This window comes from Roseovarius sp. (assembly GCF_965277045.1).
GTDB lineage: Bacteria > Pseudomonadota > Alphaproteobacteria > Rhodobacterales > Rhodobacteraceae > Roseovarius.
On sequence record NZ_OZ255712.1, the window covers coordinates 1852822 to 1875693 of the forward strand.

The 22872-nt window shown below is 65.2% G+C and carries 25 protein-coding genes; 18 read left to right on the forward strand and 7 right to left on the reverse strand.

Annotated features, from left to right (window positions below; genetic code table 11):
• Positions 1-33 precede the first annotated feature (33 nt).
• The 7 genes from ACQY4V_RS09220 to ACQY4V_RS09250 all read left to right on the forward strand — a co-directional run bounded on the left by ACQY4V_RS09220 (position 34) and on the right by ACQY4V_RS09250 (position 6269).
• The gene (locus ACQY4V_RS09220) at positions 34-798 is read left to right on the forward strand and encodes a DNA repair protein (RefSeq protein ID WP_428516767.1); all 765 of its coding nucleotides are present in this window, start codon (positions 34-36) and stop codon (positions 796-798) included.
• A 66-nt stretch (positions 799-864) separates the two neighbouring features.
• On the forward strand, positions 865-2229 hold the full coding sequence (gene radA, locus ACQY4V_RS09225; RefSeq protein WP_428516769.1) for a DNA repair protein RadA: 1365 nt from the start codon (positions 865-867) through the stop codon (positions 2227-2229).
• Between the two features lie 33 nt (positions 2230-2262).
• Complete coding sequence (locus ACQY4V_RS09230; protein ID WP_428516771.1) at positions 2263-2862, forward strand: CvpA family protein; 600 nt, start codon at positions 2263-2265, stop codon at positions 2860-2862.
• A 10-nt stretch (positions 2863-2872) separates the two neighbouring features.
• Positions 2873-3319, forward strand: coding sequence for a DMT family transporter (locus ACQY4V_RS09235; protein ID WP_428516773.1), 447 nt, complete (start codon positions 2873-2875; stop codon positions 3317-3319).
• A 155-nt stretch (positions 3320-3474) separates the two neighbouring features.
• Positions 3475-4953, forward strand: a complete 1479-nt coding sequence (gene purF, locus ACQY4V_RS09240) for an amidophosphoribosyltransferase (RefSeq protein ID WP_428517207.1) — start codon at positions 3475-3477, stop codon at positions 4951-4953.
• Between the two features lie 182 nt (positions 4954-5135).
• Positions 5136-5399 (forward strand): hypothetical protein, encoded by a 264-nt coding sequence (locus ACQY4V_RS09245; protein WP_428516775.1) that lies wholly within the window; start codon positions 5136-5138, stop codon positions 5397-5399.
• A gap of 216 nt (positions 5400-5615) precedes the next feature.
• A complete protein-coding gene (locus tag ACQY4V_RS09250) occupies positions 5616-6269 on the forward strand; it encodes a hypothetical protein (RefSeq protein WP_428516777.1) in 654 nt (217 codons plus the stop codon).
• Between the two features lie 61 nt (positions 6270-6330).
• Here the strand turns inward: ACQY4V_RS09250 and ACQY4V_RS09255 are convergent, their stop codons facing one another.
• Entirely contained in the window at positions 6331-6897 is a 567-nt protein-coding gene (locus ACQY4V_RS09255) for a biotin transporter BioY (RefSeq protein ID WP_428516779.1), read from the reverse strand.
• A 110-nt stretch (positions 6898-7007) separates the two neighbouring features.
• Between ACQY4V_RS09255 and ACQY4V_RS09260 the strand changes: the two genes are divergently transcribed.
• The 5 genes from ACQY4V_RS09260 to ACQY4V_RS09280 all read left to right on the forward strand — a co-directional run bounded on the left by ACQY4V_RS09260 (position 7008) and on the right by ACQY4V_RS09280 (position 11239).
• A complete protein-coding gene (locus ACQY4V_RS09260; protein WP_428516780.1) occupies positions 7008-7661 on the forward strand; it encodes an SDR family NAD(P)-dependent oxidoreductase in 654 nt (217 codons plus the stop codon).
• 277 nt (positions 7662-7938) lie between these two features.
• On the forward strand, positions 7939-8256 hold the full coding sequence (locus tag ACQY4V_RS09265) for a DUF1801 domain-containing protein (RefSeq protein WP_428516782.1): 318 nt from the start codon (positions 7939-7941) through the stop codon (positions 8254-8256).
• A gap of 286 nt (positions 8257-8542) precedes the next feature.
• Complete coding sequence (gene surE, locus ACQY4V_RS09270; protein WP_428516783.1) at positions 8543-9325, forward strand: 5'/3'-nucleotidase SurE; 783 nt, start codon at positions 8543-8545, stop codon at positions 9323-9325.
• A gap of 5 nt (positions 9326-9330) precedes the next feature.
• On the forward strand, positions 9331-9984 hold the full coding sequence (locus ACQY4V_RS09275; protein WP_222451012.1) for a protein-L-isoaspartate(D-aspartate) O-methyltransferase: 654 nt from the start codon (positions 9331-9333) through the stop codon (positions 9982-9984).
• Between the two features lie 91 nt (positions 9985-10075).
• A complete protein-coding gene (locus tag ACQY4V_RS09280; RefSeq protein WP_428516785.1) occupies positions 10076-11239 on the forward strand; it encodes a peptidoglycan DD-metalloendopeptidase family protein in 1164 nt (387 codons plus the stop codon).
• 314 nt (positions 11240-11553) lie between these two features.
• Here ACQY4V_RS09280 and ACQY4V_RS09285 read toward each other — a convergent pair whose 3' ends face one another.
• From ACQY4V_RS09285 to ACQY4V_RS09305, 5 genes are all read right to left on the reverse strand, one after another.
• A complete protein-coding gene (locus ACQY4V_RS09285) occupies positions 11554-12393 on the reverse strand; it encodes an ATP-binding protein (RefSeq protein WP_428516787.1) in 840 nt (279 codons plus the stop codon).
• A complete protein-coding gene (tatC, locus tag ACQY4V_RS09290; protein ID WP_428516789.1) occupies positions 12390-13406 on the reverse strand; it encodes a twin-arginine translocase subunit TatC in 1017 nt (338 codons plus the stop codon). The genes ACQY4V_RS09285 and tatC overlap by 4 nt, the downstream gene beginning before the upstream one ends.
• A complete protein-coding gene (gene tatB / locus ACQY4V_RS09295) occupies positions 13403-14029 on the reverse strand; it encodes a Sec-independent protein translocase protein TatB (protein ID WP_428516791.1) in 627 nt (208 codons plus the stop codon). The genes tatC and tatB overlap by 4 nt, the downstream gene beginning before the upstream one ends.
• A gap of 8 nt (positions 14030-14037) precedes the next feature.
• The gene (locus ACQY4V_RS09300) at positions 14038-14268 is read right to left on the reverse strand and encodes a twin-arginine translocase TatA/TatE family subunit (RefSeq protein WP_428516793.1); all 231 of its coding nucleotides are present in this window, start codon (positions 14266-14268) and stop codon (positions 14038-14040) included.
• A 181-nt stretch (positions 14269-14449) separates the two neighbouring features.
• A complete protein-coding gene (locus tag ACQY4V_RS09305) occupies positions 14450-15229 on the reverse strand; it encodes an SDR family oxidoreductase (protein ID WP_428516794.1) in 780 nt (259 codons plus the stop codon).
• Between the two features lie 172 nt (positions 15230-15401).
• Here ACQY4V_RS09305 and ACQY4V_RS09310 point away from each other — a divergent pair, with 172 nt between their 5' ends.
• A complete protein-coding gene (locus ACQY4V_RS09310) occupies positions 15402-16418 on the forward strand; it encodes a Hint domain-containing protein (RefSeq protein WP_428516796.1) in 1017 nt (338 codons plus the stop codon).
• A 6-nt stretch (positions 16419-16424) separates the two neighbouring features.
• Here ACQY4V_RS09310 and ACQY4V_RS09315 read toward each other — a convergent pair whose 3' ends face one another.
• Complete coding sequence (locus ACQY4V_RS09315) at positions 16425-16790, reverse strand: nuclear transport factor 2 family protein (RefSeq protein WP_428516798.1); 366 nt, start codon at positions 16788-16790, stop codon at positions 16425-16427.
• Between the two features lie 230 nt (positions 16791-17020).
• Here ACQY4V_RS09315 and ACQY4V_RS09320 point away from each other — a divergent pair, with 230 nt between their 5' ends.
• From ACQY4V_RS09320 to ACQY4V_RS09340, 5 genes are all read left to right on the forward strand, one after another.
• Entirely contained in the window at positions 17021-18628 is a 1608-nt protein-coding gene (locus ACQY4V_RS09320; protein ID WP_428516800.1) for a peptide chain release factor 3, read from the forward strand.
• Positions 18629-18655: 27 nt separating this feature from the next.
• Complete coding sequence (locus ACQY4V_RS09325) at positions 18656-19408, forward strand: hypothetical protein (RefSeq protein WP_428516802.1); 753 nt, start codon at positions 18656-18658, stop codon at positions 19406-19408.
• Positions 19405-20022: a hypothetical protein gene (locus ACQY4V_RS09330; RefSeq protein ID WP_428516804.1), complete on the forward strand. Its 618-nt coding sequence runs from the start codon at positions 19405-19407 to the stop codon at positions 20020-20022. The genes ACQY4V_RS09325 and ACQY4V_RS09330 overlap by 4 nt, the downstream gene beginning before the upstream one ends.
• A 78-nt stretch (positions 20023-20100) precedes the next feature.
• A complete protein-coding gene (locus ACQY4V_RS09335; RefSeq protein WP_428516806.1) occupies positions 20101-21072 on the forward strand; it encodes a glycosyltransferase family 2 protein in 972 nt (323 codons plus the stop codon).
• Between the two features lie 181 nt (positions 21073-21253).
• Positions 21254-22711, forward strand: a complete 1458-nt coding sequence (locus ACQY4V_RS09340) for a DEAD/DEAH box helicase (RefSeq protein ID WP_428516807.1) — start codon at positions 21254-21256, stop codon at positions 22709-22711.
• Positions 22712-22872 lie beyond the last annotated feature (161 nt).

Here is a 22872-nt window from a genome sequence, read left to right on the forward strand (position 1 = left end):
CAGAGTGTGGTGCACTTTCTTTGGGGGGAAGTGATGACCGAGACCTTCCGTTCGGTAGTCGTGATTGCGCAGTATTTCCTGAACCGCCTTGCCGTGGCCGTGTTCGCCCTGGCCGCGCTCGGGCTTACGCTCGCCACCGCGCTCGCCGCGTCCGGCGTTCTTCCCTGGCTGGAATTCCAGGTCAGCTTCGGCGGACAGGTGTATGAAAACGCGGGCCAAATCGCCCAGATCGGCCTGACCGTTCTCGCCGTCCTGCTGTGCTTCTATCTGCCCGCGAATGCCCGCGTCATGGCGCTGGAAAATTCCCACCGCCGCTTTCACATGAACATGCAGGACGTCACGCAGGCCTACGCCGCCGCCCACGCCGCCGACCGCGCGGGCATGTTCCAGATCCAGTCCGAGTTCGACGCCGTGCGCGAACGCCTCGCCTACATGCGCGAACATCCCGACCTGGAATCGCTGGAGCCGCAGATCATGGAGGTCGCGGCCCAGATGTCCTACATCAGCCGCGAACTGGCCGAAATCTATTCCGACGACAAGGTCGACCGCGCCCGCGCCTTCCTCAAGCAGCGCCAGCAGGAGGTCGAGCAGTTCAACAAGCGTCTCGATCACGCCAAGGCGGTCGGCGTCCGGCTCAAGCAATGGGCCCAGGAGGTCGAGATGGAGGAAAGCGTGGCGGTCAGCCAGCTTGAACGCCTGCGCGACGACCTGCGCCCGATCCTGCCCGAACTGGGGTACGAGGAAGTCTCGGATCTCGACGGCACCGTGGTCGGCCTGCCCAACCGCGCCGCCGAATAACAAGGCCCGCGCGGCAGGACAGTATCAGCGTTTGACCGCGCCCCGCGCTTGGGGCATCACCCGCATATGGGAAAAACCGCCTCCTTCACCTGCACCGCCTGCGGCGCCGTCCATTCCAAGTGGTCCGGCCGCTGCGACGCCTGCGGCGAATGGAACACCATCATCGAAGAGGCGCCCCTTTCCGCCGGCCCCGCCTCGAAATCCCTCGGCACGAAACGCGGTAACGCCATCGCGCTCAGCGACCTCTCCACCGCCGAAGCGCCCCCGCCGCGCACCATGTCGGGGATGGCAGAGCTCGACCGCGTCCTCGGCGGCGGCCTCGTCCCCGGCTCCGCGGTGCTGGTCGGCGGCGATCCCGGCATCGGCAAGTCCACGCTCCTGTTGCAAGCCGCCGCCCGCTTCGCCCAGGCCGGGCTGCAAACCGTCTACGTCTCGGGCGAAGAGGCCAGCGCCCAGGTCCGGATGCGCGCCCAGCGGCTGGGCTTGGGCGACGCGCCGGTGAAACTGGCCACCGCCACCGCCCTGCGCGACATCATCACCACGCTCGACCGCGACACGCCCCAGCTTGTCATCATCGATTCGATCCAGACCATGTGGGCTGACAATGTCGACAGCGCGCCCGGCTCCGTCGCCCAGGTCCGCGCCGCCGCGCACGAGCTTGTCACCTTCGCCAAGCGCAAGGGCTGCTCGGTCGTCCTGGTCGGCCACGTCACCAAGGAAGGCCAGATCGCCGGCCCCCGCGTCGTGGAACACATGGTGGATTCGGTGCTTTATTTCGAAGGCGAGCGCGGCCACCAGTTCCGCATCCTGCGCGCGGTCAAGAACCGCTTCGGCCCCGCCGACGAGATCGGCGTGTTCGAGATGACGGGCAGCGGCCTGGCCGAGGTGCCCAATCCCTCCGCCCTCTTCCTGTCGGGCCGCGGCGACCCCTCGCCCGGCTCTGTCGTCTTTGCCGGCATCGAGGGCACCCGCCCCGTGCTGGTGGAAATGCAGGCGCTCGTCGCCCCCACGCCCCATTCCCAGCCGCGCCGCGCCGTGGTGGGCTGGGACGGCGCGCGCCTCGCCATGATCCTCGCCGTGCTCGAGGCCCGCTGCGCCGTGCCCTTCGCCGGGCTCGACGTCTATCTCAACGTCGCCGGCGGCATCCGCATATCTGAGCCCGCCGCCGACCTCGCCGTCGCCGCCGCGCTCCTCAGTGCGCGGGAAGACACCGCCCTGCCCGCCGAATGTGTCCTTTTCGGCGAAATCTCCCTCTCCGGCGCCCTGCGCCCTGTGTCGCAAACAGAAAACAGGTTGAAAGAAGCCGCAAAACTTGGTTTTAGCTCCGCAATCATTCCCGCCGGAGGCAAGACCGGCGGCACGGGCGGTCTGTCGCTGCAACGCATGGGCGACCTGACCAGCTTCGTAGGTGAGATCTTCGGCGCCGGGTAGCGCGCCAAACCAAAGGTAAAACAGGACGCGCTCATGGAAGGCTTCACCATCATCGACGGCATCGTCGCGCTGATCATCGTGCTGTCGGCACTGCTGGCCTATTCGCGCGGCATCGTGCGCGAGCTTCTGGCCATCGCCGGCTGGATTGTGGCCGCCATCCTCGCGTTCCTGTTCGCGCCCCAGGTCGAACCGCTGGTCAAGGAAGTGCCCGTGGTGGGCGAATTCCTCGCCGACACCTGCGCGCTCTCCATGCTGGCCGCCGCGGCGGCGATCTTCGCCGTCACCCTCATCGTGACCTCGCTCATCACCCCGCTCTTTTCCTCGGTGGTGCAACGCTCCGCCTTGGGCGGCATCGACCAGGGTCTGGGCTTTCTCTTCGGCGTGGCGCGCGGCGTCCTCTTGGTGGCCATCGCCTATTTCGTCTATGAAACCGTGGTGACCAGCCAGGACATCCAGATGATCGACGACAGCCGCTCGGCCCGCGTCTTTGCCCAGCTCACCTCCAAGGTCGAGGACGGCAACCCCGAACAGGCGCTCGGCTGGATCACCCAGAAATACGAGGACCTGGTCAGCGCCTGCGACGCCCCGGCAGAGCCCGTCGACCCCCAGCCCACCGAAACGCAGCAGCAATAGGCGCAGCGTCTTGCCCTCCGCCCCCCTCTTCGCGGCGATCCTGATCGCGGTCTGCGGGTCCTTCATCGCCATGCAGGCCCCGATCAACTCCGCCCTTGGGCGCTCCATCGACAGCACGCTGGCGGCCGCCACGATCTCGTTCGGCGTCGGGTTCTTCATCCTTCTGGCGCTCTCGATCGTCCACGGCGACGGCCCGGCCCTGGCCCGCGCGCCCTTCGTGCCCAAGTACCTGCTGATCGGCGGCGCGCTCGGGGCGGTCTATGTCTGGTCCGCGCTCTGGGCGGTGCCGATCCTGGGCGTGCTGACCACCACCACCGTACTGATCCTGGGTCAGATGATCGCGGCCCTGCTGATCGACCATTTCGGTTTCTTCGGCCTGACGCCGCGCGATGTCTCGCCGCAACGCGTGCTCGCCGCCGTGCTGGTTGCCGCGGGCGCGGTCCTGTCTCGCTATTGATGGCCCGCATTTTTACCCGGATGACCGTCGCCCGTTTGACACGTCACGTCACAGCGCAAAATTTCACATGATAGTTTCGTGACATATCCGCCCCGACCTACTATCTAGTGCCCAAGCGTCCACGGATTCGGAGCTGCCCCTTGTCCGACAAGCAAATGCCCCCTGCCCATCCCTTCGACTTCGACGCGGTGCGCGACACCGGCGACGAGGACAAACTGCGCGAGGAATGCGGCGTCTTCGGGGTGATCGGCGTCACCGACGCCGCCAATTTCGTGGCCCTCGGCCTGCACGCCCTGCAGCATCGCGGGCAAGAGGCCGGCGGCATCGTCTCCCACGACCCCGAACAAGGCTTCAATTCCGCCCGCCGCTTCGGCTACGTGCGCGACAACTTTACCCGCCAGTCGCTGATGGAAACCCTGCCCGGCCCGCTCTCCATCGGGCACGTGCGCTATTCCACCGCCGGCGGCAAGAACCCGGTGATCCGCGACGTGCAGCCCTTCTTCGGCGAATTCGCCATGGGCGGGGCCGCGATTGCCCATAACGGCAACATCACCAACGCCAACGCCCTGCGGCGCGAACTCATCGAGCGTGGCTCGATCTTCCAGTCCAATTCCGACACCGAGTGCATCATCCACCTGATGGCCCGCTCGCTGCAACGCAACATCCCCGAACGCATGGAAGACGCCCTGCGCCGGGTCGAGGGCGCGTTCTCCATCGTCGCCATGACCCGCACGAAACTGATCGGCGTGCGCGACCCGCTGGGCGTCCGCCCGCTTGTTCTGGGCCAGGTCGGCGACGGCTGGGTGCTCAGCTCGGAAACCTGCGCGCTCGACATCATCGGCGCCCAGTTCGTGCGCGAGATCGAACCGGGCGAGATGGTCGTCATCAACGAGGACGGGGTCGAAAGCCATCGGCCCTTCCGCCCGCGCCGCTCACGCTTCTGCATCTTCGAACATGTCTATTTCTCGCGCCCCGATTCCATCATCGGCGGCCGCTCGGTCTATGAGACCCGCCGCCAGATCGGCGTGGAACTGGCCAAGGAAAGCCCGGTCGAGGCCGATCTCGTCTGCCCGGTGCCCGATTCCGGCACCCCCGCCGCCATCGGCTTCAGTCAGGAAAGCGGCATCCCCTACGCCATGGGCATCATCCGCAACCAGTACATGGGCCGCACCTTCATCGAACCGACCGAGCAGATCCGCAACATGGGCGTCCGGCTCAAGCTCAACGTCAACCGCGCGCTCATCCAGGGCAAGCGCGTGATCCTCGTCGATGACAGCGTCGTGCGCGGCACCACCTCGCGCAAGATCAAGGAAATGATCCTCGATGCCGGCGCCGCCGAGGTGCATTTCCGCATCGCGTCGCCCCCCACCGCCTGGCCCTGTTTCTACGGCGTCGACACACCCAACCGCGAAAAACTGCTGGCCGCCACCATGTCCGAGGACGAGATGCGCGAACATCTGGCCGTCGACAGCCTCAAGTTCATCTCGCTCGACGGTCTCTACCGCGCCGTGGGCGAGGCCAAGGGCCGCGACACAGGGTGTCCGCAATATTGCGACGCCTGCTTCTCGGGCGACTATCCGGTCGAGCCGTCGGACCAGATCGAAAAGGGATTCGAGCTCAAGGCCGCCGAATAAGCGGTAGTGTCTCTCGGCTCATCCTCCCGCAAGGCCTTCCGCAAAGGCGGATAAGCGCCCCTCCGCCAGTCCCATGCTGCAACGCAGCGCCATTCCGCCGATCCCTGCATAGCCGGGTTTTCATTGCCCTGAGTCGCCCTTAGATGCCGCGCGTTCACCCACGCAACGCGAACAGGCACAGAATGGCATCCGAGACCGACACACCCCGCGAAACACTCGAGACGGCGACCGACAAGAACGCGCTCCCCTCGGGGCGCCTCGCGCTGCTCGGCACGTTCCTCAAGCCCGACGGCGACCGCGCACTGATCCGCACCGCCTCGGGCAAGATCGCCACCGTCACCAAGGGCGCCACCATCGGCAACGCCAAAGTTGTGGCCATCGAGGAAGGCAAGCTCGTCATCGCCCGCGGCGCCAACACCACCACGCTGGAAATGCCGAAAAGTTAATCATCAAAAGCGTTTCGCCTTTAACCTGAGCCATCAGCGAAAGGCGAAACGCGTGCAACGATTGGCTGTTGTGCTGCGTTCCGCGATAGGCTGTGATTCAGGTTTATCGCGAAACGCTTTAGAAATTGGCTTGTTGCACTTCGCTCGAGCGACTAAATGGAACGAGCTTTTGGACAACAGACCTGCTCTTGTAGGTTTAAAGTTAGGCGTTTTTTCATGTCCCGATACGTCATCGCCGGCCTTTCTGCGTCGCTGTTTCTTTCTGCTTGTGGCGGCGGTCCTCCACCGCAAGGCAATCCTTACGGCGTCGATTCGTTCATCGAAGAGTATTATGCGGCACGTGGTATAACGGAAGAAACGCACGGTACGTTTTCAACCACGGCTTATTTCACGCCCGCAGATACCCCAAGAACACCGCCGAGCCGTGAAAGCCGTTGGTCAGGCAACGGACTGGGCTTGCTCGTTGCACATTCACAAGGGCATTCTACGATAGAGGTGCTCTACCCGGTCAATGCGCATCAAACTTACAAAAGCAGCGGTCGCGGCGCCGCGATTCCGATTGAAGTTCGGATCAATCCAACTGCCGATCCGTCCGCACGCTACCCGCGCGACGTATTCAGGCGCTTGAAAACCGATCAAACCTACATTTTTTCTGGGCGTCTATATTCAAAAACCAATCGAGACGCGGCCATTCAACTCGCTCAAGAAGTCGCCACAAAGACGCACTGCCGTGGTGGCACGCTGACTAGAAACACAGAAAAAGGTGATTTTGCGCAAGCCTATGCACCGCGCAATCGCGCCGCCAACGGTCGGGATGTGGCCCCGGGTTGGATTATCTCTTACCGTTGTTCCCGTTGGCGCAAGACATAAAGCCGTCAAAAGCAAAAAAGCCGCCCCTGACAGAGCGGCAATTTCGCAAATCTAGTAAGGCTCAAGCTTTACGGCCAAACGCTTTCCAGCCGCCCCAGACGACCATCGCCGCGATCACGGCCTTGACCACGTCGCCCAGCAGGAACGGCGCCATCCAGCCCGCCCAAAGCTCGGGCACAGTTTTGCCCATCACCAGCGCCGGCCAGCCCAGCCCGGGGATATAGATCATTGCCGACAGCGCCACACCGACAAGAGCGGTCGACACGACACCCCGCGCCAGGCCCTTCTCGACGGCCAGCCCGGCCAAGAACGCCATCGCGACAAAGCCATAAAGGAAACCGGCGGTCGGCCCCATCAGCGCCGCACCCGACATGCCGTTGGCAAAGACAGGCAGGCCCATCGCGCCATAGCCCAGGTAGGTGACCAGCGTCGCCAGCCCCAGTTGCGAGCCGAAGGTCAGCCCGACGATCAGGATCGCCAGCGTCTGCAACGTCATCGGCACAGGAAAGAACGGTATGCTCACCTGCGCCGCCATGGCGATGAACAGCGATCCGCCGATCACCAACCCCAGTTTCCTCGTCAAACCTTCGTGGCCGATCACGGCCTTGCTCAAAACGGTATCCGCCATGGCACTGTCCTTTCCTGTCCTCGTTTCATCCGCCTTTTTTGGGCGCGCGCGGCCAAGTGTCAAGTGGATTGCACTTGATCTTGCCCGGCCGGAATGAGATTTGGCAGGGCATGAATGACGCAGCATCCCGCAAACTCGCCCTCGTGACCGGCGCCTCGCGCGGTCTTGGCGCGGCGCTCGCCCAGGCCCTTGCGCCGACGCATCATATCGTGGCCGTCGCCCGCACCACCGGCGCGCTGGAAGAGCTGGACGACCGCATCAAGGCGCAGGGCGGCGAGGCGACGCTGGCGCCCATGGACATCAACACCGAGGCCGCCATGGCCCAGCTCTGCCGGTCAATCTATGACCGCTGGGGCGCTCTCGACCTCTGGGTGCACACCGCCGTTCACGCCGCCCCCATGGCGCCCACGCACCAGATCGACGCCAAGGACTGGCGCAATTCGCTGAACACCAATGTCGATGCAGTGGCCCGCCTCATCGGCTTCGTCAGCCCGCTGCTGGGCGAACAGGGCCGCGCCGTCTTCTTCGAGGATCCCCGCGCCGGGCAGAAATTCTTCGGGGCCTACGGCGCCACCAAGGCCGCCCAGACCGCGCTGGCCCGCAGCTGGCAGGCCGAAACCGTCAAGCTCGGCCCCAGGGTGCAGGTGATCGACCCCGGCCCCATCGCCACCGCGACCCGCGCCCGCTTCTTTCCGGGCGAGGACCGCGAGGCGCTGCCCTCCGCGCCCGACGTCGCCGCGCGCCTGTTGCCAGAGATTCTCTGAAGCCGCGGCGAGACGGCGATCAGGCTGTTTCCCGTGCCGCCAAATCACCCAAGCCTCGGTGATCGCGCCGCGTTGGCGCGCGTCCCTCGAACACCACCGTTCTCCGTTTTGGGGCCGAACTTCCGGATGCTTTGACAATTCGACGGTCGGCTTTGCACGATCTCGGTGCTACTATCCGCGCATGTCCGAAACCAGAAAACCAACACACTCCTCGAGCACAAATCCCTACATCCCGAAGGGAGACGGCGACGAGGCTGTCCAAGCGTATATCTCCGCCATGCCAGGCTGGAAGAGCGCCCTGGGCAAGCGGATCGACGAAACCGTGCAGGAAGTCTTTCCGGATGTCCGCAAGCAAGTCCGATGGAACACGCCGTTCTTCGGGAAAGAAGACGGCTGGTTTCTTGCGATGTATTGTTACACAAAATACGTCCAAATCACCTTCCTGACCGGGTCTTCGCTCGACCCCATGCCGCCAAAGGCTTCCAAGGTTGAAGGCGTCCGGTATCTGGACATTCACGAGGGTGAAGCTCTCGACACCAGTCAACTCGCAAGCTGGGTTCGCCAGGCGCTCAAGCTTCCCGGCCAGAAACTCTAGAGCATACGGTCGGAGCGTGCTCCACGTCCGCTCGCGCCGTCCCACCACACCCCACGTTCTCTGCGCCCCCGCGGCATCGGACCCGATTCCCCGCCCCCGGCTTTTTCTTGCCAAAAATACTCATCTCCGACGCCTGCCACCTGCGCGACACGCGCCTCCTGTTGCCCTGTGGTCGCGCCTCGGACCGGCCCTGTCCCGTCGGGCCGGGCGGCGCTTGCTCCCTGCCCGCCGCACAGCTAAACAAGGCGAAACCCCGCCAATCCCACTTGCAGGCAGGAGCAGCCCCTTGCGCATTCTCATCACCAACGACGACGGCATCTCGGCACCCGGCCTCGCCGTCCTGGAAGAGATCGCAACCGACCTTGCCGGCCCCTCGGGCGAGGTCTGGACCGTGGCCCCCGCCTTCGAGCAATCGGGCGTCGGGCACTGCATTTCCTACACCACCCCGATGATGATCAGCCAGATGGAGGAGCGCCGCTTCGCCGCGCAGGGCTCTCCCGCCGACTGCGTGCTGGCCGCCATCCACGACGTGATGAAGGACACGCCCCCCGACCTGATCCTCTCGGGCGTCAACCGCGGCAACAATGCCGCCGAGAACGCGGTCTATTCCGGCACCGTCGGCGCGGCGATGGAAGCCGCCTTGCAAGGCTTTCCCGCCGTCGCCCTCAGCCAGTATTACGGCCCCCGCAACCGCGACCTCGACGACAAGTTCGAATCAAGCCGCCAGCATGGCCTTGCCACCCTGCGCACCCTTCTCGACAAGGGCGTCTGGACGCAGGACGATTACGGCATCTTCTACAACGTCAACTTCCCGCCCATCCCCGGCGCCGAGGTGCAGGGCATCCGCGCCTGCCGCCAGGGCTTCCGCCGCGACATGGGCTTCGGCGTGCAGCCCACCACCTCGCCGTCCGGGCGCCGTTTCCTGTGGGTCACCGGCGCGCCGCAGGGCGAGCCCACCGCCGACGGCACCGACGCCGACTGGAACCTCAAGGGTTACATTTCCGTCACGCCCATGCGCGCCGACCTCACCGCGCATGACGCGCTCGACGCGCTCAAGGCGATCGAATGACGCTGATGACCGAGGACGCCGACGATATCGCCGAACGCAAGATGCAGTTTCTCTTCGCGCTGCGCTCGCGCGGGGTGACCGACAAGCGCGTTCTCATGGCGATGGAAAAGATCGACCGCGGCCCCTTCGTGCGCGGCCATTTCGCCACCCGCGCGTACGAGGACATGCCCCTGCCCATCGCCTGCGGCCAGACCATCTCGCAGCCCTCCGTCGTCGGCCTGATGACGCAGGCCCTGCGCGTCACGCCCCGCGACAAGGTGCTCGAGGTCGGCACCGGCTCGGGCTACCAGGCCGCGATCCTCAGCCAGCTGGCCCGCCGCGTCTATACCGTCGACCGGCACAAGGCGCTGGTCGCCGATGCCAGCACGCTTTTCCAGGACCTGGACCTGACCAACATCACCGCACTGACAGCGGATGGCAGCTTCGGCCTGCCCGACCAGGCGCCCTTCGACCGCATTCTGGTGACCGCCGCCGCCGAGGATCCGCCCGGGCCGCTCTTGGCGCAGTTGAAAATCGGGGGTATCATGGTGGTACCCGTGGGGCAGTCCGACGCGGTGCAAAGCCTGATCCGGGTCACCAGGTCCGAAACCGGCTTCGACTACGACGAACTGCGCCCGGTACGTTTCGTGCCCCTGCTCGAAGGGCTGGGCCGGGACTGACAGGACAGGAACGACATCATGGCCGGGGCTGCTCCCGGTCTCTGCTTTGATCCCCGGCCAACAAGGGGAGCGAGATGAGGACAAGATCGAGATGAGCCACTTCAAGACCTCCATGCGAACCCTCGTTTGCGCCGTGGCGCTGCTGGCCGTGGCCGGGTGCGACGATTTCGACATCGACATGCGCGACGGTGGCCCGGGCACCGCCGAGGCCGCGCGCAATGCCAGCGCCAGCCGGCCCACCCCCGACAGCCGCGGCATCATCTCCTATCCCAATTACCAGGTCGCCGTGGCCCGCCGCGGCGACACATTGCAAAGCCTCGCGCGCCGCATCGGCGCCGACGTGTCCGAACTGTCGCGCTACAACGGCATTCAGCCCGGCGACACCCTGCGCGACGGCGAGGTGATCGCCCTGCCCGGTCGCGTCTCCGAACCCGCTGGCGGCCCGCTCACGCCGCGCCCCGGCGTCGATATCGCCTCGGTCGCCGGGAATGCGATCGAGAATGCCAGCGCGGGCCGCACCAGCACGACCAACCGCAGCCTCGACCGCGGCCAGTCGGGCGTCGAGCCTGTCCGCCACCAGGTCCAGCGCGGCGAAACCGCCTTTACCATCGCCCGGCTTTACGACGTGTCGGTGCGCAGCCTGGCCGACTGGAACGGCCTCGGCACCGACTTCGCCGTGCGCGAGGGGCAATACCTGCTGATCCCCGTGGCCCTGCCCGACGCCTCGCCCGACGAGGTTCAGACCACCTCGCTGGAAACCACCGTGCCGGGCCAGGGCTCGCCCACGCCCACCCCTCCCTCTGCGGCGCAACCGCTGCCGCAAGAGGATACCGTGCCCGCGGCCAAGCCCGTGGAAAGCACCGCAGCCCCCGATCTGGGCACCAACACCGCCAGCGCCAGCAGCGGCGCGCGCATGGCCTACCCGGTCAAGGGCGACATCATCCGCGAATATGCCAAGGGCCGCAACGACGGCATCGACATCGCCGCTCCCGCCGGCACACCGGTGCGCGCCGCCGAGGCCGGCACCGTCGCCGCCATCACCAAGGACACCAACGGCGTGCCGATCATCGTGGTCAAGCATTACGACAACCTGCTGACGGTCTATTCCAATGTCGACAAGGTCAGAGTGTCCAAGGGCGACCAGATCTCCCGCGGCGGCCAGCTTGCCTCGATCCGCAGCGAAGGCACCGCCGCGCTGCATTTCGAGGTGCGCGAAGGCTTCGACAGCGTCGATCCCTTGCCTTACCTGCAATAGGCACATTGCGGCCGGGCACGCACCCGGCCGAACAATAATTGCCACGATTTGATTGCGATCGCCGTAACAACGTAGGGTGGGGTTTCACCCCACCATCGCACCCCACCCACCATACGCCAGCCTCCGCCGCCGCCATGTTACAGCTTGCCGCGCCTTTGCTCTTCGCCTGCAATGAACATAGCGATACTATTGCCTCCACAGCAACAATGCCGACGTCAGCGTAGGGTGGGGTACCACCCCACCGCCGCGAACCAGCACAAGACAGGCGCAACCTCCGCCCCGTCTCACCGTTCAAGAAATACTCGGGAAACCCCTCAGAGGCTCACGCCCCGCCGTCCGGCCAGATCGGTGAAATACTGCCACGCCACCCGGCCTGACCGCGACCCGCGCGTCGCCTGCCATTCGATGGCCTCGGCCCGCAGCGTCTCGTCGTCGATTTCGATCCCGTGGGCCTCGCAATAGCCCCGGATCATCGACAGGTACTCGTCCTGGTCGCACGGATGAAAGCCCAGCCACAGCCCGAACCTGTCGGACAACGAGACCTTCTCTTCCGTCGCCTCGCTGGGGTTGATCGCGCTCGACCGCTCGTTCTCGATCATGTCGCGCGGCATCAGGTGGCGCCGGTTCGACGTGGCATAGAACACAACGTTTTCCGGCCGCCCCTCGATCCCGCCATCCAGCACCGCTTTCAGCGACTTGTAATGCTGGTCGTCATGGCCAAAGCTCAGGTCGTCGCAAAACAGGATGAACCGCGCGTCGCTGCCCCGCAGGATGTTCAGCAGCCGCCCCACGCTCGGCAGGTCCTCGCGCTGCAATTCCACGATCTTCAGGTCGTGCCCTTCAGCCCGCACCGCTGCATGGACCGCCTTAACAAGGCTCGACTTGCCCATGCCCCGCGCACCCCACAGGAGCGCGTTGTTGGCCGGCAGGCCCTTGGCGAAATGCCGCGTGTTGTCCAGCAGCGTGTCGCGCGAGCGGTTGATCCCCACCAGCAATTCCATGTCGACCCGGTTCACGTCCCGCACGGGATGCAGCCTGTCGGGATCCACATGCCACACGAACGCATCGGCGCCATCGAAATCCGGGGCGTCCAACGGCGCCGGGCTCATCCGCTCCAGCGCGGCGGCGATCCGTTCCATCGGGTCTGCGGTCATGTCTTGCTCCGGTCTCCGTCCAGATCGTCCAGGTCGCCCCCGTCATCCTCCTCGTCGGCGTCGAACTCGGCCTCCATCGGGTCCACCTCGTCGTCGTCATCCTCGAACCACACGCCCTCGGCGCGCAGTTTCTGCTCGCGGGTCTTCTCCACCCGACGCACGAGGAAGATGGAAATCTCGTAAAGCCCGTACACCACCGTGAACAGGATCAGCTGCGTCACCACGTCCGGCGGCGTCACCAGCGCGGCCAGCACCAGGATGCCCACCATGGCATATTTCCGCACGCCGCCCAGCCCTTCGGCGCTCACCAGCCCGGCCTTGCCCATCAGCGTCAATAGCACGGGCAACTGGAAACAGATGCCGAAGGCCATGATGAATTTCAGCGTGATATCAAGGCTCTCGTTCACCTTCCCGAAGAAAGTGATGCGAATGCCCTCGTCGGTCTCCGGCACCACCGCGCCCAGGTTGTCGGGCACCACCGGCAGGTTCGGGTCCGCCACCGTTTCGACCTCGCCAATCGCGCCGGTCAGCAGGTTGGCGAAGATCGAGCTCACATCCGCGAACCCCAGGAAAAAGTTCATCGCCAGCGGCGTCACCACGAAATGCGCGAAGGCCGCGCCCAGGAGGAACATGATCGGCGAGGCGATGATGAACGGCAGGAACGCCGCCTTCTCATTGCGATACAGCCCCGGCGCCACGAACCGCCACATCTGCGCCGCGATCACCGGAAAGGCCAGCATGAAGCCGAACACCATCGAGATGCGGAAAAGCGTGAACAGGTATTCCTGAGGGCTGGTATATTGCAGCGTCGGCGACGGGTCGCCCAAGGTCCGCAACGTCGCCTCGATCGGGCCCAGCAGGAATTGCAGGATCGGCTCGGCCACCACGAAGGCCAACACGATCCCGACCATGAACGCCAGCACCGACCGGATCAGCCGCGTGCGCAACTCTGCCAGGTGCTCGATCAGCGGGGCCGAACTCATCTCGATGTCGTCGTCGTCCGAGGCGCTCATGCAGGTTTATCCGAGGCGGGCTTCTTGGCCGCAGGTTTCTTCGCCGCCGCCTTGGTTGCAGGCGCCTTTTTCGGCGCCGCCTTCTTGGGTGCAGCCTTGGCCGCTGTCTGGGCCCCTGTCTTGGTTGCCGCCTTTTTCGCCGGGCTCTTCTTGGCCGGCGCGGGTTTGGCGGCCTCCCCCGGCTTATCCGCCGCAGGCTTCGGCGCGTCGGCGTCCGCCGCCTTGGCCTTGGCCGCCTCTTCCGCCGCCTTGCGCTCCTCGGCCATCTCGGCCGAGCGTTTCGAGATCTTGTCGACCATCGCCTTGCGGTCGTCGTCGAACTCGGCCCGCTTGGGCGTGGGGCCCGCCATGGTCTTGGCGGTGAAACTGTCGGTCGATTTCTTGACCTCGTCCATCGCCGCACCCATCGGGTTCGTGGCCGATTTCAAGGTCTTGGACACCTCGTTGACGCCGGCCTCATCGGCGGCGTCGTTCATCGCCCGGCTGAATTCGCGCGCCATCTGCTTGGCCTTGCCCACGAACCGTCCCACGGTCCGGAACATGCCCGGCAAATCCTTCGGCCCCACGACGATCAGCGCGACGATGCCGATCACCATGAGCTCGGTCCAGCCCAGGTCGAACATTTAAGGGGTTACGCCTTGTCTTTTTCTTTGTCGTCTTGCGGCGTGACGTCCCGGGCCGAATCCGCCGCGTCGTTGCTGGCGTCCTCGACTTCCTTGTTTCCTTCCGCGACGCCCTTCTTGAACGAGGTGATGCCCTTGCCCACTTCGCCCATCAGCGAAGAGATCTTGCCGCGTCCGAAAAGAACCAGCACGACCACCGCGATCAGCAAAAGCCCCGGAAGGCCGATGTTGTTCAGCATGATATGTCTCCCTTATCCCGGCCCCGTTTCTGGGGTCCCGCAGGATGTACGTCAACCGTATCTATGCCCTTGCGCCGCCGGTTGGAAGAACCAATCCGCCGCAGATCCCGGGTTTTTCAGGGGCGCACCCGGAAAATTCGAATTCTGCGGCCCAATTTTTGCGCAAAAATTGGCCCTCGCCCTAAAGCGTGGCGTTGATCGCGCCGCCATCCAGCAGGATGTTCTGCCCCACGATGAACCCCGCGTGCCGGCTGCACAGGAACGCACAGGTCGCGCCGAAATCCTCGGCCGTGCCGTAGCGCCCCGCGGGGATCGTCGCCGCCCGTTGCGCGCGCGCCTCTTCAAGGCTGATCGACTGCGCCTCGCTCACGCCCTTGTCCAGCGAATCGGCCCGGTCGGTCGCATGAATGCCGGGCAGCAGGTTGTTGATCGTCACGCCTTCTCCCGCCACCTGCCGTGCCGTGCCCGCGACATATCCGGTCAGCCCCGCACGGGCCGAATTGCTCAGCCCCAGCACCGGGATCGGGGCCTTCACGCTTTGCGAGGTGATGTTGACCACCCGGCCCCAGCCCCGCTCCATCATGCCCGGCACCAGCGCCTTGATGAAGGAGATGGGCGTCAGCATGTTGGCATCCAGCGCCTTGATGAAATCGTCACGGTCCCAGTCCGTCCATTTCCCCGGCGGCGGGCCACCCGCGTTCGTCACAAGGATATCAACGCCTTCTGCGGCACTTATCACCTTCTTTTGCCCGTCCGGCGTGGTCACGTCGCAGGCCACGGTGGTCACCTCCACGCCAAAGTCTCCGCGAATGGCCTCGGCCGAGGCTTCCAGCGCGTCTTCCCCCCGCGCGTTCATCACCAGGTCCACGCCCGCCTCCGCCAGCGCCCGGGCACAGCCCAGCCCCAGCCCTTTCGACGACGCGCAGACCAGCGCGCGTTTACCTTTTATTCCAAGGTCCATGATAGTCTCTCCCGATCGTTTGCCCTCAGTTAGCATTTCCGCCCCTACCGGGACCAGCGAAACCCCCGCGCGCGTCGCCGTGTTGACCACATGACGCCACAATCCTAGGCTATGCCGTCCAGTCACGGCAGCGCCGGTCCACCAACGGACCGCAACAGGCAAAAGGAACATGATGACCAAGGGCCCAGATCGTCCGGCTTATGCCATCCCCGTCCTTAGGGCGGCGGATTTCACGGTCATCAACGGGGCCAACCTTGGCGATTCCATATCCTTCGCCGACGAGCTGGATCTCGACGACACCTACGACCTGCGAGTCGGCGCCCGCCTGCACCGCCTGTCGCTGGCCCCCGGCGACGGCAACGCGCTCACCGTCGTGGACGGCTCCCGCCTCGGCACGCCCGGCGCCACCGTCCATCTCGACAGTTGCCTGACGGTGATGTCCGCCAACGGCCAGACCTCCGAAATCCTGATCCTGGTCGAGGTCGACGCCGCCGGCGACGTGGCCCAGGTCTATGCCCACCCTCTGGCCCAGTTGAAACCGCGCACCGGCTACAGCCTGGTCGGCATCGACACCGTCAACGCCCGCCAGAAATTCGCCGAGGTGGCCTGCGTTTCCTTCTCGAAGGGCACGCATATCACCATGGCGTCCGGTGCCCAGACCCCGATCGAGGATCTCAAGGTCGGCGACCGCGTCCTCACCCGCGACGACGGCCCCCAACCCGTGCGCTGGATCGGCCAGTCCACCGTCCGCGCGGTGGGCGAGTTCTCCCCCATCCGCATCCGCGCGGGCGTGATGAACAACACCGGCGACCTGCTGGTCAGCCCCGATCACCGATTGTTCGTCTATCAACGCTCCGACGCGCTCGGCGCGGGCCGGTCAGAGGTTCTGATCCGCGCCCGCCACCTCGTGAACGGCGACACCGTGGTGCAGGAGGATGGCGGCTTCGTCGATTACTACCAGCTTCTCTTCGACACCCACCAGATCATCTATGCCGAGGGCATCGCCGCCGAGACGCTGCTGGTCGACACGCGCACCCGCGCCGTCCTGCCGCAGGAGCTCAACGACGAACTGGCCCGCGCCCTGCCCGCCGGCGGCCATGCCAGGCGGACCCACCTCGAATTCGAAGTAAACGAGGGCGAGATCCGGCCCGACATGGCCAAGCTGCTCAAGGCCGCCTCGACGCGCTAGGCTGCCTCACACCTCCGAATAGGTGTAAAAGAACTCCTCGCGCACGATCTTGCCGTCCGCAACGGTGTAGACGCCGACCTCTTCCATGTCCGACACCTTGCCGGTCTCCGTCTCCTTGACCTTCGAGCGGAAGATCACCGCGAACCGGTCGTCGCCATGCCACATCGGGCCGGTCACCTCGGCCTCCAGCATCTCCATCGCGCCCTCCCACCATTCGTGCTTGGCCCGGATCCCGTCCAGCCCGTGGGTCTCGCGGCCCTGCCCCATGTCGACGGCCTCCACCGAAACCGCGTCGGCGGCGTAAAGCCGCTCCAGGTTTTCCTTCGCCCGGCCCTCGCGGCATCCGGCCACCAGTTCTGTCCCAACCTGCATCATGTCCATCTCTAGAATCTCCCATATGTGTGTTCTCGTAATGTTCCGATACTGCCACGACGGACCTGCCCGGTCCACTGGCGTCTCGGTCCCTATGCCGCCTCTGGCCACATCCTGACAGCATCACCCTGGCACACCAAAATGACACCGACGCGATGCCACTCGGATACCGACGCGATACCGACGCCCGAATCTTGCACCTGCCCCGCGCCGCCTCTATAGCGTCGCTCATGTTGGATACCGTCCCAAATCGCCCCGATCTGCCGGCCGAAATCGCCCGGCGGCGCACCTTTGCCATCATCAGCCACCCCGATGCCGGCAAGACCACCCTGACCGAGAAGTTCCTGCTTTACGGCGGCGCCATCCAGATGGCCGGCCAGGTGCGCGCTAAGGGCGAGGCGCGGCGCACCCGCTCGGACTACATGCAGATGGAAAAGGACCGGGGCATTTCCGTCTCTGCTTCGGCAATGTCGTTCGATTTCAACACCTTCCGCTTCAATCTCGTCGACACGCCCGGCCACTCGGACTTTTCCGAAGACACCTATCGCACCCTCACGGCCGTCGATGCCGCCGTCATGGTGATCGACGGCGCGAAAGGCGTGGAAAGCCAGACGCAGAAGCTTTTCGAGGTCTGCCGCCTGCGCGACCTGCCCATCCTGACCTTCTGCAACAAGATGGACCGAGAAAGCCGAGACACATTTGAAATCATTGACGAAATCCAGGAAATGTTGGCCATTGACGTAACGCCCGCTTCCTGGCCGATCGGCGTCGGTCGCGATTTCATCGGCTGCTACGACATGCTACGCAACCGGCTCGAACTGATGGACCGCGCCGACCGCAACAAGGTCGCCGAAAGCGTCAAGATCGACGGTCTGGACGACCCCAAGCTTGAGGACCACGTCCCCGCGCATCTGGTCGAGAAACTGCGCGAAGACGTTGAAATGGCACGCGAATTGCTGCCCGAACTGAACCCCCAATCGGTTCTCGAAGGCCACATGACCCCGATCTGGTTCGGCTCCGCCATCAACTCCTTCGGCGTCAAGGAACTGATGGATGGCATCGGCACCTACGGGCCAGAGCCGCAGCCGCAATCAGCCGAGCCTCGCCAGATTTCACCTGAAGAATCAAAGGTTTCCGGCTTTGTCTTCAAGGTCCAGGCCAATATGGACCCCAAGCACCGCGACCGCGTCGCCTTCGTGCGCATGGCGTCCGGGCACTTCAAGCGCGGCATGAAACTGACCCATGTGCGCTCCAAGAAGCCCATGACGGTCTCCGCCCCCGTGCTCTTTCTCGCCTCCGACCGCGAACTGGCCGAAGAGGCCTGGGCCGGCGACATCATCGGCATCCCCAACCACGGCCAGCTGCGCATCGGCGACACCCTGACCGAAGGCGAGGCTCTGCGCGTCACCGGCATCCCCTCTTTTGCGCCGGAACTCTTGCAAAACTGCCGCGCGGGCGACCCGATGAAGGCCAAGCACCTGGAAAAGGCCCTGATGCAATTCGCCGAGGAAGGGGCCGCCAAGGTCTTTAAACCCACAATGGGCGCGGGCTTCATCGTCGGCGTCGTGGGCCAGCTGCAATTCGAGGTCCTGGGCAGCCGGATCGAGCTGGAATACGGCCTGCCCGTCCGGTTTGAGGCATCCCAATTCACCTCCGCGCGCTGGGTCCACGGGCCGAAAGAGGCGGTCGAGAAATTCACCAATGCCAACAAGCAGCACATCGCGCTCGATAACGATGGCGACACGGTCTACCTCACCCGCCTGCAATGGGACATCGATCGCGTCGAGCGGGACTACCCCGAGATCAAGCTGTCGGCGACCAAGGAAATGATGGTGTGACAGGCCTCTTCGCATCATCCTGGCACAATGAATGACCAGGTTTACCCCGGCGGATTTGCCTCACTCGTTAGGCGGTTCGAGAGCAAGCGCACCCAATTCACCAATTGGCAAGACCTGCTGCCGCCAGTCGATGCAGACCTTTCGCCTTACTTCCACGCGACCGTTTCCCCCGGTCCCGTGCCACCGCGCCGGAAAACGCGCGACATCCATGAAAAACACGAGGATTTCAGCGCCCAACTGGCCGGCTACAGCGAGGCGCACGTGCTGAACGCGATCCTCATCGCGGTGCTGCGCCGGCGTGATCCGCCGGATGAGGCCCTGACCCTGTTTTTCCGCCTGTGGTCCGACCATGGCGCACGTCTGGTCAAGGACATGCCCGTGCGCTGGATGGTGTCCTCCGCCACCACCTTTGCGGATCATGGCCGGACCGGCGACCAACGCGCCTGCGGGATGGGGCTGGCGGTGCTCTTCGACACGATCAAGCTCTACGAGAGCGAACGCAGCTACAGCGGGCTCTCCGGGCGAAAACTCTTCAGCCTTCCACCCGGTGAAAAGCGCCACAGCATGCCCTTCGCGGTCACCCGCTATTCCTTCAAGTCGGGCGACCTCGACAAGAACATGCTCGCCCGGCTCTGGCTGCTGTCCGAGGCCGACGCGACCATCGCCCCCCTCGCCCGCGCGATGCTGCGGCTGGTCGTCTCCGACACGCGTACCGTCTTCTCCCGGGTTCAGCGGATGAAGGCCGCACGGGCAGAGCGTCGCGCCAGGAAGCAACCGTGAGCCTGCAAAACCGCGTCCTGCCCACGGGCGAGATCGCGGCCACGCCCGAACGCGGCACCCTCATGGGCAACCGCGGCATCCTGCATGACGCCGATCGGCAGCTGGGAAAGGCCCGCTGGCGCCACCCGCACTGGGTCACCTGCGTGCTGGACTTCAAGGACCGCCGTCGCAAGCTCATGCAGCCCGAAGCCTACACCGAGCTTTTCTTTCTCGACGAGCCCACGGCGCTTGCCGCCGGTCACCGCCCCTGCGGCGAATGCCGCCGCGCCGCGTTCAGACGCTTCGTTTCGCTCTTCCACGCCGCCAACGGCACCGCGACACTGGACGAGATCGACCGCCTGATGCACCGTGACCGCGTCACCCGCAGGCGCGCGCAGGTCCGCCACACCGCCCCGCTTGAACGCCTGCCCGACGGCGCCTTCATCCTGCACGACGACGCGCCGCATCTGGTCTGGGGCGGACATATCCTGCGCTACGCCCCCGGCGGCTACACCACCGCCTTGCCCCGCAGCTCAGGGCCCGCGACCGTGCTCACCCCGGCCTCGACCGTCGCCACGCTGGCCGCAGGGTACCGCCCCGTGCCGCACCCCTCGGCCACACAGGACCGCTCCTGATCTTCCCCTGGCTCAAAATATCCCCGCCGGAGGCACGGGCCTCTTGCGCGCCTACCGCCCCTGTCACATGCTCCGGCCATGAGCAGTGATCCCACATGGGGCATCGTCGCCACGATCAAGGCGCCCGCCCAGGACATCCTGAATTTCGCCGCGCACCATCTCGACCTGGGCGCGCACCGCGTCTTCGTCTATCTGGACGAGGACGCGCCCGAGGCCCGCTCGGCGCTCAAGCGGCACCAAAAGTGCCGCGCGATCCTGACGGATGCCGATTACTGGAAACGCCGCCGCCGCGACAAGGGGCGTCCGGACGCGCACCAGCACCGCCAGTCGTTGAACGCCACCCATTGCTATACACGCGATCCGCAGGTCGACTGGCTCCTGCATGTCGACGTCGATGAATTCCTGCAGCCTCTCTCGCCGCTTGCCGCCCAACTGGCTGCGATCCCGCCCGGCATCCTCTCCGCCCGCGTGCGCCCGATCGAGGCGATGCAGCCCGATCCCGCCGACCCGCCGCCGCCCGGCGCGATTTGGTGCAAGGGCTTCGACCCCGTGCTGCGGATCCGCCGCGAACAGACCGCCAGGCTTTACCCCTGCTACGGCGAGCATCTGAACGGCGGCTTTCTCAGCCACGTCGCCGGGAAGATCTTCGTGCGCACAGGGCGGCCCGATGTCAGCATCCGTATCCACAACGCCTTCGTCGGCAAGACACGCGATTCCAACCTCTTCGACCTCGACGAATGTCACCTCGTGCATCTTCATGCCCCCACCTGGGACGACTGGCAGGCGCGCTTCCGCTACCGGCTCAGCCAAGGCTCCTACCGGCCCGACCTCAAGGCCAACGCCCGGCACTCGGAAACGGCCCTGACGATGCACCAGCTGTTCTCGATGCTCGAATCCGAGGGCGGCGAAGACGCCCTGCGCGCCTTTTTCACCGAGGTCTGCGTGGCCACGCCGGATCTGCGCAGCCGGCTCGACGCGCTCGGCCACCTGCACGCGGTCTCCCTCGACCTGGACGCCAAACGCGCCCGCCACTTCTCGAATTTCGCCTGATCGCCCTTGATTGTTGCCGCAACGCACACAATTCACACGTTATATACACTTTGTCCGTCCCGTGGCGTCGCACATTGACCAACGCCCGCCCTTGGGATAGTGGGAGTGAACCAAGGCCCCGCACGCATGGGCCAATTCGAGATGGCGGGCCAGAATCGTGTCCGCAAAACTGTGGACATACATGACCAAATTTTCTGACCTGAGCCTAAACCCCAAGGTTCTGAAAGCCGTCGAAGAAGCCGGCTACGAGACACCCACCCCCATCCAGGCGGGCGCCATTCCTCCCGCGCTCGAAGGCCGCGACGTCCTGGGAATCGCCCAGACCGGCACCGGCAAGACGGCGGGCTTCACCCTGCCGATGCTGTCGCTTCTGGCCCGGGGCCGCGCCCGCGCGCGCATGCCGCGCAGCCTCGTGCTTTGCCCCACCCGCGAACTCGCCGCCCAGGTGGCCGAGAATTTCGACACCTACTCGAAATACCTGAAACTGACCAAGGCGCTCCTGATCGGCGGCGTCAGCTTCAAGGAACAGGAACAGATCATCGACAAGGGCGTCGATGTCCTGATCGCGACGCCCGGCCGCCTGCTCGACCATTTCGAGCGCGGCAAGCTGATCCTCAGCGACGTCAAGGTGATGGTCGTGGACGAGGCCGACAGGATGCTGGATATGGGCTTCATCCCCGATATCGAGCGCATCTTCGGCCTCACCCCCTTCACCCGCCAGACGCTGTTTTTCTCCGCCACCATGGCCCCCGAGATCGAGCGGATCACCAACACCTTCCTCTCCAGCCCCGAACGCATCGAGGTCGCCCGCCAGGCGACGGCGTCCGAGACGATCGAACAGGGCGTGGCGATGTTCAAACCCTCCCGCCGCGACCGTGCCGACAGCGAAAAGCGCAAGCTGCTGCGCGCGCTGGTCGACGCCGAGGGCGACAAGCTGACCAACGCGATCATCTTCTGCAACCGCAAGACGGACGTGGATATCGTCGCCAAATCGCTCAAGAAATACGGCTATGACGCCGCTCCCATCCACGGCGACCTCGACCAGAGCCAGCGCACCCGCACGCTTGACGGCTTCCGCGCCGGTTCTCTGCGCATTCTCGTCGCATCCGACGTGGCTGCCCGCGGCCTCGACGTGCCATCGGTCAGCCACGTCTTCAACTTCGACGTCCCCGGCCACCCCGAGGATTACGTGCACCGCATCGGCCGCACCGGCCGCGCCGGCCGCGCGGGCAAGGCGATCACGCTCTGCAACCCGCGCGACGAAAAGGCCCTCGACGCGGTCGAAAAGCTGATCCAGAAAGAAATCCCGCGCCTCGACAATCCGCTGGGCAATGCCGCGCCCGAGCCCGAGGCCGACGCCACGTCCGAAGAGGCGCCGAAAAAACCGCGCCGCTCGCGCAGCCGCCGCAAGCCGGACGAGGCTCCGCAGAAAACCGACGAGGCCAAGGCAGACACGGCCCCCGACGAGGCGACCGATACCAAAGCCGAGACCAGCCCGGAGGACGACCGCAAGCAATCCTCGCGCGGTCGCGGCAGCTCCGGTAAGAAGCAAGGCGACGACAAGTCCAGGACCGTCGGCATGGGCGACCACCTGCCCAGCTTCATCGCCAAGAGCTTCGACGAACGGATGGTGTCCTGAACCGACCCCGCGGAGTGGGTGAAAACCCACCTCCCACACGCGTCCAACCGACTCCGTAGGGTGGGTTTCCAACCCACCATGCTCCATCGCTCTTATTGTTCGCGTAGGGTGGGCTTCCAACCCACCCGAACACACCCACCCTCGACACCCGCGTAGGGTGG